Below are 13,556 nucleotides of genomic sequence, written 5' to 3' on the forward strand. Positions count from 1 at the left end.
CCTGCCGCAGCCCACCCCTCGGGAGTTCAAGACCGTGCATTTTCAATTCTCCGACAAGGCCCAGGAACTTCAGCGGCGGGTCCAGGATTTCATGGACACCCACATCGTTCCGCGCAACGGCGAGTGGCTGCACTACGCCGAAAACGGCCACTTCCCGCCGCCCTTCATGGAGGACCTGAAGGCGCTGGCGAAGGAGGAAGGGCTGTGGAACCTGTTCCTTCCCGCCCTGCGCGACGACGAGCCGGGCACGCGGCTCACCAACCTGGAATACGCCCCGCTGGCGGAGATCATGGGGCGGCTGTATTGGGCGTCGGAGGTGTTCAACTGCAACGCCCCGGACACCGGCAACATGGAGCTTCTGCACATGTTCGCCACGCCCGAACAGTATGACCAGTGGCTGAAACCGCTGCTCAACGGCGACATCCGCAGCTGCTTCGCCATGACGGAGCCGGACGTGGCGTCTTCGGACCCCACCAACCTGCAAACCCGCATCCGGCGCGACGGCGACGAATACGTCATCACCGGCCGCAAGTGGTTCACCACCAATGCCGCCGATCCGCGCTGCAAGGTCTGCATCCTCATGGGTATCACGGACCCGGACGGCGAGCCCCACGCGCGCCACTCCATGATCCTGATCCCGATGGACGCGCCGGGCGTCGATGTCGTGCGCAACGTTCCGATCATGCACCACATGGCGCCGGAGGGGCATTGCGAGGTGGTGTTCCGCGACGTGCGCGTGCCGGCGTCGAACCTGCTCGGCAACGAGGGCGAGGGCTTCAAGCTGGCCCAGGCGCGGCTCGGGCCGGGGCGCATCCACCACTGCATGCGCTCCCTCGGCCAGTGCGAACTGGCGCTGGAAATGATGTGCGAGCGCGCGCTGGAGCGAAAGACCTTCGGCAAGACCTTGTCGGAGCAGGGCACCATCCAGGAATGGATCGCGCTCGCCCGCTGCGACATCGAACAGGCCCGCCTTCTGGTGCTGAAGGCCGCCTGGATGATCGACCAGCACGGCACCAAGGCCGCCCGGAACGAGGTGGCGATGATCAAGGTCATCGTGCCGCGCCTTCAGACGACCATCCTGGAGCGCGCCATCCAGACCTTCGGCGCCGCCGGCCTGACGCCCGACACGCCGCTGTCCTTCCTGTGGACCTGGGGCCGTGCGCTGCGCATCGTCGACGGGCCGGACGAGGTTCACCTGCGCACCATCGCCCGTCGCGAGATCAAGAACGCCAAGGAGCACATGGGCCGCACCATTCCCTACCTGACGCCGCCCGACGTGCTGAAGCCGGACGCCGCCCGATGACAGCTCCAGGCGTGGTGGTGGTGACGGGGGCTGCCGGCGACATGGGCTCGGCGCTGTGCCGCGCCTTCGCCGCCGACGGCCGCCGCGTCTTCGGCGCCGACATCCGCCGGTGCACGGTGGACGGAGTGACGGCGGTCGAGGTCGACGTCACCGACCGCGCCGCCGTCTTCGCCCTGGCCGAACAGGCGGCGACGGAGGCGGGCGGGCTGGCGGTGTGGATCAACGCCGCCGGGCTGGTCCGCACCGTGCCGACGCGGGACGCCGGAGAGGACGACTGGCACCGCCTCATCGCCGTCAACCTGACGGGCACCTGGCACGGCTGTTCGGCGGCGCTGGAGACCATGATTTCCGGCGGCAAGGGCGGGGTGATCGTCAATGTCGGATCATTGTCGGGGCAGGTAGGCTATCCCGGCCTGCACCCGGCCTACGGCGCGTCCAAGGCCGGTGTCCACCAGCTTACCAGGACCTACGCCATGGAAGGTGCGCGGCATGGCGTGCGGGTGAACGCCGTCGCGCCGTCGGTGCTGGAGGGCAGCATGGGCGACACCTTCAGCGACGAGCAGAAAGCCCGCCTCATCCGCGCCAACCCCATGAAGCGCCTGGGCGGCATGGACGACGTGACGGGCGTGGTGCGGTTCCTGTGTTCCGACGAAGCCGCCTACATGACCGGCGCGACCTTGCCGGTCAACGGCGGCTCCTTCATGCCATGAGCCGCCGGGGCGATGATCCGGCGGCGCTGGCGGAAACGCTCCGCCTGCTGCACGGCATGGGCTTCCACCGCTGGGCCGGCATGCCGCCGCCGGAGCGGGCGGCGGACGGCTCGGTCTCCGTGACCATTCAAGCGGAGGGCGACGCCGTCATGCCCTTCGGCGGCCTGCACGGCGGCGTGCTGACGGGGCTGTACGAGTTCCCGGCGCTGGCCGCACTCCTGCCCGAGTTGGCGCCTGACGAATGGGCGGTGACGGCCGACATCCACGCCCGCAACATCGGCGCGGTCCGCACCGGCGAGGTGGTCACCATCACGGGCCGGCTGGTCAGGCGCGGGCGCGGCATCGCCTTCGTGGAGGCCGAGGCCCGCGTCGACGACCGCCTCGTGGGGCGGGCGAGCATCACCAAGGCCATTGTCCCGGCGCCGGATGCCCTCAAGCCCGGGTGACACGGCCCGCCTTCCGTCGGGGCCAGATGCCGCCGACATACAGTGTCCAGGCGATGATGGGCACCTGGAACGCCAGTCTCAGCCAGTAGTACCAGTCGCCCGTCGGCAAGCCCTCGAAGCGGATGCCGTTGACAATGTTGCTGACGTTGGCCGGCAGCACGGCGACGAAGTACACCGCAAGCAGCACCGCCGCCAGCCGCCGCGTGCGGGGGATCAGAAGGCCGATGGCGCCCGCGATCTCCAACAGGCCGGTCACCAGCACGATGGCCTCGGGGAAAGGCAGGAACGGCTCGATCATGCGGGTGTAGCGGTCGGGCGTCATCAGGTGGTCGACACCGGCGAAAGCCAGCGCGCCGGCAAGGCCCCAGCGCATCCGGGCGCGCCAGCTGCCCATGGTCGGCACGCGGAGAAGGCCCAGCGCCGTCGCCGCCGCCGTTCCCGCCAGGATCATCAGAAAAAAGACCATTCCGCCCCTCTGCCATTTGCGCGCGCCCCTGGTCTACGTCTCCTGGCGTGTCCCAGTGCGCCGATAGCCCTTGCCGGCCCTTTCGGGGCTGTTGTACGCTCTGATTGTCGGACAAACGGGCAAAAGACCCGCGCAGGTACCGACAGCCGGGAGGACACGGGATGACGCAGACGTTCGAGCGGCTGGACGTGCCGCCCGCCTACCAACTGGTTTTCCAGGCCATAGAGACGGAAATCGTCGAGGGCCGCCTCAACGCGGGCGACAGGCTTCCCACCGAAACCGCCATGGCGCGGCAGTTCGGCGTCAACCGATCAACGGTGCGGGAAGGCATCCGCCTGCTGGAGCAGTCGGGGCTGGTGCGGCGCGAGGCCGGGCGGCGGCTGCATGTCTCGCTGCCCCACACGCGGGAACTGGCGCCGCGCGTCTCCCGCGCCATGATCATGCAGCGCGTTACCTTCCGGGAACTGTGGGAGGTCGCCATGGCGCTGGAGCCCGCCGCCGCGGCGCTGGCGGCCGTGCGCATCACCGACTCCGCGCTCACGCGGCTGGAAGAGAACGTGGAGGCGACCCGCCAGGCCGTTGCGGCCGGCGATCCGGTCGTGCCGCTGGACGTGGAATTCCACGCGCTGATCGCCGAGGCCGCCGGCAACAAGGCCCTGCTGCTGTGCCGCGAGCCCATGTCGCTGCTGTTCTACCCCGCCATCCGCGTGTTGTTCACCAAGTCGGAAACAGGCCGCATCGCGCAAGGCAGGCTCATCAAGGCCCATGAAATCCTGCTCGACGCCCTGCGCGGGCGCGACGAAGTGACGGCGCGCGACTGGATGACGCGGCACATCGTCGACTTCAAGCGCGGGTACGCTGTGCGGGGGCTGGACATGGACGCCGCCGTCGACCGCCTGTCCCTCCTGGCGGTCTGAGGCGTCCATGCAGCCTGCATACTTACATGGGAATGGTCACCGTCATCCCGCCGTCCGCCACGATGGAGGCGCCGGTGACGTAGCGCGCCGCCGGGGAGGCGAGGAACAGCGCCACGCCCGCAATATCGTCGGGCTCTCCCAGGCGCTTGAGCGCGGTGGCGCGGATGCTCGGCTCGGCGATCTCGGGATTGTCCCACAGGGCCTGGGCGAATTCGGTCTTGATGACGCCGGGGCAGATGGCGTTGACGCGCACGTTGCGCGGCCCCCACTGCACGGCCAGCGTCTTGGTCAGTCCGATGTCGGCGGCCTTCGATATTCCGTAGGCGCCGATGCCCTCACACCCCCGCAGGCCGGCGACGCTGGACAGGATGATGACCGATCCGCCGCCGCGCTCTGCCATGCCCGGCATCACCATGTTCGCCAGCCACAGGTTCGACCGCACGTTGGCGTTCATGATCTTGTCCCAGGCGCCGTCCTCGATGGTCTCCAGCGGCCCGTAGTGCGGGTTGACGGCGGCGTTGCACACCAGCGCGTCGATGCCGCCCCATTCCGCCACCGTGCGGTCCACCAGCGCCTGAAGGTCCTCCTTCCGGCCCACGTTGGCGGCCTGGGCGATGGCCTGGCCGCCCGTGGCGCGGATGCCGTCCGCCACCGCATCACAGGCATCCTGCCTGCGGCTGGAGATCACCACGCGCGCCCCGGCCTCCGCCGCCCGCTCGGCGATGGCACGGCCGATGCCCCGGCTGGAGCCGGTGATGAGGAACACCTTGTCGCGGATATCAAACATGCGGGACGCCTCCTGCGCTTTGTTGGTTGTTGTCCCGGAACGATACGGCGTTGTTGAAATGTAAATCAAGTGTAAATCTTATACAATAAATCACGGGAGGCGAAATCTCATGCAAAGCAGAATAATGAGCCGGCGCGATCTCGATTTTCTGCTTTACGAGTTCATGGATGTCGATGCGCTGTCTTCCCGCCCGCGCCACGAAGACCACGGCCGCGACACCATCGCCGCCATGCTCGACACAGCCGAGGCCATGGCGGAAAACGATTTCGCCCCCAACAACCGCAAGGCCGACGAAAACGAACCGCGCTTCGAGAACGGCCGCGTGACGCAGATCCCCGAGACGGGCGAGTCCCTGCGCAAGTTCTCCGAGGCCGGGTTCATGGCGGCGCTTGGCGATGAGCGGTGGGGCGGGCTTCAACTGCCGTTCACGGTCAACATGGCCATCAACGCCGTCTTCAGCGCCGCCAACATCTCCACCATGGCCTATGCCTTCCTGACGCAATCGGCCGCCAACATGCTGGAGACCTTCGGCAGCGGCGAGCAGAAGGAACGCTTCCTGCCGCGGATGCTGTCGGGCGAGTTCTTCGGCACCATGTGCCTGACCGAGCCGCAGGCCGGCAGTTCGCTATCCGACATCCGCACCACCGCCGTTCCGCAGGGTGACGGCAGCTACCGGATCACGGGCAACAAGATCTACATTTCCGGCGGGGAGCAGGCGATCACCTCCAACATCGTCCACCTGGTGCTGGCGCGCATCAAGGACGCGCCGCCGGGGGTGAAGGGCATCAGCCTGTTCCTGGTGCCCAAGGTGCTGGTGAACGACGACGGCTCGCTGGGGGACCGCAACGACGTCTCGCTGGCCGGCCTGATCCACAAGATGGGCTATCGCGGCACCACCTCGACCATGCTGAACTTCGGGGAGCGCGAGGGCGCCGTCGGCTGGCTGATCGGGGAGCCGCACAAGGGCCTGTCCTACATGTTCCAGATGATGAACGAGGCCCGCATCATCGTCGGCAACGGTGCGGCGGCGCTGGCCTATACGGGATACCTCCACAGCCTGGCCTACGCGCGGGAGCGGGCGCAGGGGCGTCCGGCGGCGGCCAAGGACCCGGCGGCGGCGCCGGTGCCCATCATCAAGCACCCCGACGTGCGCCGGATGCTGCTCGCGCAGAAGGCCTATGCCGAGGGCGCGCTCGCGCTCACGCTGTTCTCCGCCCGGCTGGTGGACGAATGGCGCGCCGGCGGGACGGAAGAGGCCCGCGCCGAGGCCCACCAGCTTCTGGAGCTGCTCACCCCCGTCGCCAAAAGCTGGCCCAGCCAGTGGGGGCTGGAGGCCAACAACCTGGCGATCCAGGTGCACGGCGGATACGGCTACACCCGCGAATACCCGGTGGAGCAGTTCTACCGCGACAACCGCCTCAACCCCATTCACGAGGGCACGCACGGCATCCAGGCGCTGGACCTGCTCGGCCGCAAGGTGCGCATGGACGATGGCGCGGCATTCGAGCGGCTGTGCGCGCTGATGGTGGAGACGGCCGAAGCCGCCCGCGCCCATCCGGGGCTGGCGGAGTTCGCCGATGCGCTGGCGGAGGCGGTGGAACGCGCGCGGCTCACCACCGCCGCCCTGCGCGCCAACATGACCGAGACCGTGCTCGGCAATGCGTCGGTGTATCTTGAGATGCTGGGGCATGTGGTGGTCGCCTGGCTGTGGCTGAAACAGGCGGTGGTGGCCTGCGATGCGCTAACCACCGACCCGCACGCGGCCGACCGGGCCTTCTATGCCGGCAAGCTGGCGGCGTGCCGGTACTTCTTCCGGTGGGAGTTGCCGAAGACCGCCCCGCAGCTCGACCGCCTCGCCGCCGTGGACGACACCTGGTTCGCCATGGCCGAGGATGACTTCTAGAGCCTTACCTCGCCAAGATTGGCGGGGTAAGGCGAATAGGGTCGCGACTGCGACCCCGCGCCGGTCAGGCGCGTGAGCCTGCGTGGCGCTTGAACGCAGCTCCGGCGCGCAAGCGGCAGAGCGTAAACAGGCAATTGAGGGAGAGACACGATATGGACCGCATTCCCGTGGGCGTCGTCGGCGCCGGCATGATGGGCGCCGAGATCGCCCTGACCTTCGCCATGGCCGGCCACCCCACCATCCTCACCGACGCCAAGCCCGAGGTCCGCGACGGCGTGATGGAGCGCCTGGACTCGACGCTGGCGAAGGCCGTCGCGCGCGGCCTGTTCACCGAGGCCCAGCACCGCACGACGCTGGATACCCTGCGCGTGGTCGACGATCTGAGCGCCTACGACGACCGGCGGTTCATCGTTGAAGCGGTGTTCGAGGACGAGGCGGTGAAGAAGGGCACCTTCGCCAAACTGGACGGCGTTGCTCCGGCCGGGTGCCTGTTCGCCTCCAACACCTCCACCATCCCCATCTCCACGCTGGCGGGCGCCGTGGCGCCGGAGCGGCGGGCGGGATTCCTGGGGACGCACTTCTTCTCTCCGGTCCACCGCATGAAGCTGGTGGAGGTCATCCCCGCCTTCGAAACCGCACCCGAGACGGTGGAGACGGTGATGGACCTCTGCCGCGAGGCCGGCAAGACGCCGATCCGCGTCAAGGACGTGGCCGGCTTCGCCGTCAACCGCGTCCTCCATGCCTTCATGATCGAGGCCGTGCGGCTGGTGGAGGAAGAGGTTTGCACGCCCGAGGAAGTGGACACCGCCTGCAAGCTGGGTCTCGGCCACCCCGTCGGCCCGTTCGAGCTGATGGACCTGGTCAGCAACAGCCTGTGCGAGGACGTCCAGGACATCCTGAAGGACGCCTACGGCCCCCGGTTCATGCCGCGCCCGCTGCTGCGCCAGAAGGTCGCCGCCGGCCACGACGGCCGCCGCGCCGGAAAGGGGTGGCGGGCATGAGCGGCACCGACCTCGGCACGCTCGCCGCCGGGCAACTCCTGCGCCTCTACCGCCGGCGCGAGGCCTCGCCGGTGGAGGCGACGAAGGCGGCGCTGGACCGCATCCACCGCTTCGACCCGGCCGTCAACGCCTTCTGCCATGTGGACGAGGAGGCGGCCCTTGCGGCGGCGCGGGAGTCGGAGGCGCGATGGCTGGGCGGCGGCCCCGTGGGCGCGCTCGACGGCGTGCCGGCGACCATCAAGGACATGGCGCTCGCGCGCGGGATGCCGACGCTGAAAGGCTCGCGCACCGTCGATCCTGCCGGTCCGTGGCAGGACGATTCGCCCTTCGCCGCGCGGCTGCGGGAGGCGGGCGCGGTGCTGCTCGGCAAGACCACGACGCCGGAGTTCGGCTGGAAGGGCGTGACCGATTGCCCGCTGACCGGCCACACCCGCAACCCGTGGGATACCTCGCGCACCCCCGGCGGTTCCAGCGGCGGGGCGGCGGCGGCGGCGGCGCTCAACATGGGGGTGCTGCACCAAGGGTCCGACGCCGGCGGGTCCATCCGTATCCCCTGCGCCTTCACCGGCACGGCCGGCATCAAGCCCACCTTCGGCTTCGTGCCCCAGTGGCCGGCCAGCGCCATGGGAACGCTCTCCCACCTGGGCCCCATGGCGCGGAGCGTGGAGGACGTGGCGCGGATGCTCACCGTCGTCGGTCGGTCCGACGACCGCGACAGCCTGGCCGGCGCGCCCTTTGACCGCGACTGGACGCAGGGCCTTGCGCGCGGCATCCGGGGACTGCGCGTCGCTTACAGCCGCACGCTTGGATACGTATACGTACGACCCGACATCGCCCGCGCCGTGGACGCCGCCGTGGCGGTGCTGCGCGACCTGGGCGCGCATGTGGAGGAGGTGGACCCCGGCTTCGATGATCCGGTGGAGGCCTTCAACACGCTCTGGTTCGCCGGCGCCGCCCGCGCGCTGGGCAAGCTGCCGCCCGACAAGCGTGCCCTGGTCGATCCCGGCTTGCAGGAGATCGCGGAGCAGGGCGCGCGGATTTCGGCCGTCGATTATCTGGCCGCCATGGAGGTCCGCGCCGCGCTGTCCGAGCGCATGGCCGCCTTCCACCGCGACTGGGACCTGCTGGTGACGCCGACCATGCCGCTGACGGCCTTTCCCCTGGGCGCCAACGTGCCGCCGGACAGCGGCATGGCCCAGTGGCAGGACTGGACGCCGTTCACATACCCGTTCAACTTGACGCAGCAGCCGGCGGCCTCGGTCCCCTGCGGCTTTGGCGACGACGGGATGCCGGTGGGGCTGCATGTGGTCGGTGCGCGGTTCGACGACGCCACGGTGCTGCGCCTCTGTGTGGCCTATGAGGCCGCCTGTCCGCCGACGTTTCCCGAGGCGCCGCGGGGCGCCTGAAACGGAGGCTGAAAAAAGAAGCGGCCCGAACCCGGGGAAGGGTCGGACCGCGAAGGAATCCGCGCATGGCGGTGTGTGGGGAAGCCATCGGTCGGAGAGGTCATGCTTCATCCGATGACAGGAACCACTCTGCCGCCGGCCCTGCCGCGACGCCTTGATTCCGGATAAGTCCGCTCAGCTTTCCGGCGCGTTTTTTTCATGCTCCGCGCTTGCCTGGGCGGCCGAGAGAACCGGTGTATCCCTCTCGACCCTTGGCCTTGCGTGCCGAAGGTGGCACCTTCGTCTTGTTCTACGCCGGGAGACCTTCATGCCCAACACCGCCGCCAGCGCCGAACTTCTCGCCCAGAGCCGCCTGTTCGTCCGGCTGCCGCCAGCCGAGCGCGAGGCCCTGGCGCGGATGGCGGAGGTCCGCCACCTGGAGACGGGCGACCCTCTGTGCGCACAGGGCGCGCCGGCGGATGCGCTGTTCGTGGTGCGGGAAGGCTATGTGAAGACGTTCATTCCGGGCCGCTCGCGCAAGGACGAACAGGCCATCGACATCGTCGGCCCCGGCGCGGTGATCGGCGAAACATCGGCCACGGGCGTCGGCGAATACCCGGTGTCGGCGGTGGCGCTGGATTCGGTGACGGCGCTGGTGGTGCCGGGCGAGGCCCTGAATGCGGCGCTGGCGCGCAATTACGAGGTGGTTCTGTCGCTCATGGGGTCACTCTCGGGCGGACTGCGGGGGCTGCTGTCGCAGGTGACGGAACTCAAGATGAAATCCACGGCCGAGAGGCTCGCCATGTTCCTGGTGCAACTCTCGCCCGAGGAGGAGGGCGCGGCGCGCATCCCGCTGCCCTACAGCAAGCGGGTGGTGGCCGAAAAACTGGGCATGACCCCGGAAACCCTGTCGCGGTCGCTGGCGAAGCTGGGGTCGGTGGGCGTGTCGTCCTGCGGGCGCGACCTGATCTGCGTCGACGACATGGAGGCCCTGGCCGAGTACGCCGGCTTCTGGCCAGAGGACGAGGAGGAGCGCGCCTGATGCCGGAAATCCGCCCCCTGAGCCCGACGGACCTGACGGCCCTGCGCGAGGCGCCCCTTTTCGCCAGGCTGGACGAGTCGGAGCTTGCCGCCGTTGCCGCCACCGGCTCCATGCGCCGCTACGACCATGTGGCGCTGCTGTTTTCCGCCGGCGATCCGGCCGATGCCTTCTATGCGGTGGCTGAAGGGCACGTCCACCTGTTCGCACTGAACGAGGACGGCGACCAGAGCCTGGTGACCATTGTCGGCCCGGGCGAGACGTTCGCGGAAGCCGCCTTGTTCGGCGCCGGGCGGTTTCCCGTCAACGCCGAGGTGCAGGCCGGCGCCGTGCTGGCGCGCATCGACGGAAGCGCCTTCCTCAAGGTGCTGCGCGGCAACCAGGCCCTGGGCTTCCGGATGCTCGACAGTCTGCTGGCCCGCCAGGTGTTCCTGATGCACGAAATCCGCCGCCTCAAGGCCCACAGCCCGGCGGAGCGGCTGGCGTCCTACCTGCTCAGCCTGATCGAGTCCCACACCTGGCCCGGCCACGGCAAGCTGCCGGTGCGCAAGCAGCTGATCGCCAGCCGCATCGGGATCGAGCCGGAAAGCCTGTCCCGCGCCCTGCGCCGCCTGGACGAGGCGGGCGTGGTGTGCGAGGGCGACGACGTGCTGGTGAAGGACGAAAGCCTGCTGCGCGGCTTCTGCGCGACCTTTGGTGGTACGGCTTAGACCTAGCGGCGGCGTCTGCTTTTTTGACCAGGGTCAAGGCCGCCCCTCCGGATGGGGATCATTGTCGGGTCCGTCAATGACCGCATCCCTAGGAGGGGGCATCCATGTCGTACCCAACAATGACCCGTATCCTCAGCGGTTCGGTGGCGGCGGTGGCGCTGGTGGCGCTGTCGTCGGGCGCCTGGGCCGCCGAAGAAAAGAAGGACCACGTGCCCGATCGCGCCAAGGAAGGCGGGACCACGCAGACCTACGAACCGCAGATGGAGAGCATGCCGGCCGAGCCCGAGCAGCCGCGGGTCGAGGTCAAGGAGATGAGCGCGGAAGAGTTCGCGCAAGGCAAGAAGATCTTCTTCGAGCGCTGCGCCGGCTGCCACGGCGTGCTGCGCAAGGGCGCCACGGGTCCGAACCTTGAGACCGAACGCACCCACGAACTGGGCTTCGAGCACCTTCAGGCCTTCATCACCTACGGCAGCCCCGCCGGCATGCCCAACTGGGGCACCTCGGGCGAATTGACCGAGGGCGAGATCGAGCTGATGTCCAACTACCTGCTCCACGAGCCGCCGGCACCGCCGGAATGGGGCATGGACAAGATGATGGAGACCTGGGAGGTCTTCGTCGAGCCCGAGAACCGGGTGACCGAGCCGAAGAACGACCTGCCGCTGGACAACCTGTTCTCCGTCACCCTGCGTGACGCCGGCGAGATCGCGCTGATCAACGGCGACACCTACGAGATCGAGAAGATCATCCCCACCGGCTACGCCGTGCACATTTCGCGCATGTCCGCTTCCGGCCGCTATGTCTTCGTCATCGGCCGCGACGCCCGCATCGACATGATCGATCTGTGGCCGGAAGAGCCCACCAAGGTCGCGTCGCTGAAGATCGGCATGGAGGCCCGCTCGGTCGAGACGTCCAAGATGAAGGGCTGGGAAGACAAGCTGGCCATCGCCGGCGCCTATTGGCCGCCGCAGTACGTCATCATGGACGGCCAGACGCTGGAGCCCAAGAAGATCGTCTCCACCCGCGGCATGCTCTACGACGAGCAGACCTTCCACCCGGAACCGCGCGTCGCGTCGATCCTCTCTTCGCACTACAACCCGGAGTTCATCGTCAACGTCAAGGAAACCGGCAAGGTCCTGCTGGTCGACTACACCGACCTGGACGCCCTGAAGACCGTCGAGATCGACGCCGAGCGCTTCCTGCACGACGGCGGCCTGGACAGCTCCGGGCGGTACTTCCTGGTGGCGGCCAACGCGCGCGACAAGGTGGCGATCATCGACACCAAGGACCGCAAGCTGGTCAACATCGTCGAGACCGGCATCAAGCCGCACCCCGGCCGCGGTGCCAACTTCGTGCACCCCGAGTTCGGGCCGGTGTGGGCCACCAGCCACCTGGGCGATGAATCCATCGCCATGATCGGCACCGATCCGGAAGGTCATCCGGACAGCGCCTTCAAGGTGGTCGACAAGGTCGACGGCCAGGGCGGCGGCTCGCTGTTCATCAAGACCCACCCGAACAGCACCAACCTGTGGGTCGACACGCCGCTGAACTCGCTGGAGGAGATGTACCAGTCGGTGGCCGTGTTCGACATCAACAACCTGGACGCCGGGTTCGAGGTGCTGCCGATCGCCGAGTGGGCCGACCTGGGCGAGGGCGCCAAGCGCGTCGTGCAGCCCGAGTACAACAAGGCCGGTACCGAAGTCTGGTTCTCCGTCTGGAACGGCAAGGAACAGACCTCCGCCATCGTGGTGGTCGACGACAAGACGCGCGAGCTTAAGAAGGTCATCAAGGACCCGCGCCTGATCACGCCGACCGGCAAGTTCAATACCTACAACACGCAGAACGACGTGTATTGATCCCGCAGAGGTGAGGGCGGCGGCCGGTCCGGGTTTATCCGGTCGCCGCCCGACCCCTGGGGTCCGACTTTCCTTCGCACAGAATTCCAAGGCCGCCGCCGAGCGCTCGCCGCCCAGCCGACCGGCCAACCGGGGAGAAGAAACATGCGCAAGCTCGGGAAAGTGCACCTGGTGGGCGCCGGGCCGGGAGACCCCGACCTGCTGACCGTCAAGGCCGCCCGCCTGCTGTCCGAGGCCGATGCCGTCGCCTACGACCGGCTGGTGTCCGACGCGGTGATGAAGATGGTGCCTTCGCGCGCCGAGCGTGTCTTCGTCGGCAAGGAAAGCGGCTGCCACCACTGCTCGCAGGATCGCATCAACACCATCCTGCTGGAGCTGGCCCGCCGCCACCGCACCATCGTCCGGCTGAAGGGCGGCGATCCGTTCGTCTTCGGGCGCGGCGGCGAGGAAGCCGAATACCTGGGCCGCCACGGCGTCGAGGTCGTGGTCACGCCGGGCATCACATCCGCCGCCGCCTGCGGCGCCGCCACGGGCGTGCCGCTCACCCACCGGGGGCTTGCGACCGGCGTGCGCTTCGTCACCGGCCACGCCAAGGCCGACGCGCCGCTGGACCTGAACTGGGCCAGCCTCGCCGATCCCGACACCACGCTGGTCATCTACATGGGCCTTGCGACCCTGCCGCAGACCAGCGCCCAGCTCATCGCCCACGGCCTGCCCGCGGAGACGCCGGTGCTGGCGGTGCAGAACGGCACAACGCCCAAGGAACGCCGTCTGCTGACCACTCTTTCCGAGGCGCCGGACGCCCTGACGGCGGCCTGTTTCCGTCCGCCGACGCTGCTGGTCATCGGCCGCGTCGCCGCGCTGGCCGACGCGCCGACGCTGATCGCCGAGGCCGAGGCCCTGGCTTTGTCGGAAGCCGCGCCCGCCTTCCGTTCCGTCGTCGCGGGACATGCGTAGGGCGGCTTTTGCCGCGGCTTTCGTGGTGCTGGCGAGTGCGGTGCCCGTCGCGGCGTCCTCTTCCGATGCCGTCCCCGCT

Annotated in this window: 13 protein-coding genes; 11 read left to right on the plus strand and 2 right to left on the minus strand. The window is 68.6% G+C overall.

The window, feature by feature from the left end; genetic code table 11:
* The first annotated feature begins 34 nt into the window (after positions 1 to 34).
* Genes LG334_RS09380 through LG334_RS09390 form a run of 3 tightly spaced genes read left to right on the plus strand, consistent with a single transcriptional unit; the run spans position 35 to position 2,459 of the window.
* The gene (locus LG334_RS09380) at positions 35 to 1,303 is read left to right on the plus strand and encodes an acyl-CoA dehydrogenase family protein (protein WP_404385451.1); all 1,269 of its coding nucleotides are present in this window, start codon (positions 35 to 37) and stop codon (positions 1,301 to 1,303) included.
* The gene (locus LG334_RS09385) at positions 1,300 to 2,013 is read left to right on the plus strand and encodes an SDR family NAD(P)-dependent oxidoreductase (protein ID WP_404385453.1); all 714 of its coding nucleotides are present in this window, start codon (positions 1,300 to 1,302) and stop codon (positions 2,011 to 2,013) included. Before LG334_RS09380 ends, LG334_RS09385 begins: the two co-directional genes overlap by 4 nt.
* The gene (locus LG334_RS09390) at positions 2,010 to 2,459 is read left to right on the plus strand and encodes a PaaI family thioesterase (protein WP_404385455.1); all 450 of its coding nucleotides are present in this window, start codon (positions 2,010 to 2,012) and stop codon (positions 2,457 to 2,459) included. Before LG334_RS09385 ends, LG334_RS09390 begins: the two co-directional genes overlap by 4 nt.
* Here the strand turns inward: LG334_RS09390 and LG334_RS09395 are convergent.
* Positions 2,446 to 2,925, minus strand: coding sequence for a DoxX family protein (locus LG334_RS09395; RefSeq protein WP_404385457.1), 480 nt, complete (start codon positions 2,923 to 2,925; stop codon positions 2,446 to 2,448). The two genes, LG334_RS09390 and LG334_RS09395, sit on opposite strands and share 14 nt — an antisense overlap.
* Positions 2,926 to 3,086: 161 nt before the next feature.
* On the opposite strand from LG334_RS09395, the gene LG334_RS09400 reads away from it, so the two are divergent.
* Positions 3,087 to 3,842: a FadR/GntR family transcriptional regulator gene (locus LG334_RS09400; protein ID WP_404385459.1), complete on the plus strand. Its 756-nt coding sequence runs from the start codon at positions 3,087 to 3,089 to the stop codon at positions 3,840 to 3,842.
* A 22-nt stretch (positions 3,843 to 3,864) separates the two neighbouring features.
* Here LG334_RS09400 and LG334_RS09405 read toward each other — a convergent pair whose 3' ends face one another.
* Positions 3,865 to 4,629 (minus strand): SDR family NAD(P)-dependent oxidoreductase, encoded by a 765-nt coding sequence (locus LG334_RS09405; protein ID WP_404385461.1) that lies wholly within the window; start codon positions 4,627 to 4,629, stop codon positions 3,865 to 3,867.
* A 109-nt stretch (positions 4,630 to 4,738) separates the two neighbouring features.
* On the opposite strand from LG334_RS09405, the gene LG334_RS09410 reads away from it, so the two are divergent.
* The 7 genes from LG334_RS09410 to cobA all read left to right on the plus strand — a co-directional run bounded on the left by LG334_RS09410 (position 4,739) and on the right by cobA (position 13,477).
* Positions 4,739 to 6,532, plus strand: coding sequence for an acyl-CoA dehydrogenase (locus LG334_RS09410; protein WP_404385463.1), 1,794 nt, complete (start codon positions 4,739 to 4,741; stop codon positions 6,530 to 6,532).
* 152 nt (positions 6,533 to 6,684) lie between these two features.
* Complete coding sequence (locus tag LG334_RS09415; RefSeq protein ID WP_404385465.1) at positions 6,685 to 7,533, plus strand: 3-hydroxyacyl-CoA dehydrogenase family protein; 849 nt, start codon at positions 6,685 to 6,687, stop codon at positions 7,531 to 7,533.
* Entirely contained in the window at positions 7,530 to 8,939 is a 1,410-nt protein-coding gene (locus tag LG334_RS09420) for an amidase (protein WP_404385467.1), read from the plus strand. Before LG334_RS09415 ends, LG334_RS09420 begins: the two co-directional genes overlap by 4 nt.
* A 307-nt stretch (positions 8,940 to 9,246) precedes the next feature.
* Positions 9,247 to 9,960 carry a Crp/Fnr family transcriptional regulator gene (locus tag LG334_RS09425; protein ID WP_404385469.1) on the plus strand — a complete coding sequence of 238 codons (714 nt, stop codon included), beginning with the start codon at positions 9,247 to 9,249 and terminating at the stop codon, positions 9,958 to 9,960.
* The gene (locus LG334_RS09430) at positions 9,960 to 10,667 is read left to right on the plus strand and encodes a Crp/Fnr family transcriptional regulator (RefSeq protein ID WP_404385471.1); all 708 of its coding nucleotides are present in this window, start codon (positions 9,960 to 9,962) and stop codon (positions 10,665 to 10,667) included. Before LG334_RS09425 ends, LG334_RS09430 begins: the two co-directional genes overlap by 1 nt.
* 104 nt (positions 10,668 to 10,771) lie before the next feature.
* On the plus strand, positions 10,772 to 12,520 hold the full coding sequence (locus LG334_RS09435) for a cytochrome D1 domain-containing protein (protein ID WP_404385473.1): 1,749 nt from the start codon (positions 10,772 to 10,774) through the stop codon (positions 12,518 to 12,520).
* Positions 12,521 to 12,664: 144 nt separating this feature from the next.
* Entirely contained in the window at positions 12,665 to 13,477 is an 813-nt protein-coding gene (cobA, locus tag LG334_RS09440; RefSeq protein ID WP_404385475.1) for a uroporphyrinogen-III C-methyltransferase, read from the plus strand.
* Positions 13,478 to 13,556 lie beyond the last annotated feature (79 nt).

The sequence above is a fragment of the Caenispirillum salinarum genome, from assembly GCF_044803115.1.
Classification (GTDB): Bacteria; Pseudomonadota; Alphaproteobacteria; order Rhodospirillales; family Rhodospirillaceae; genus Caenispirillum; species Caenispirillum salinarum_A.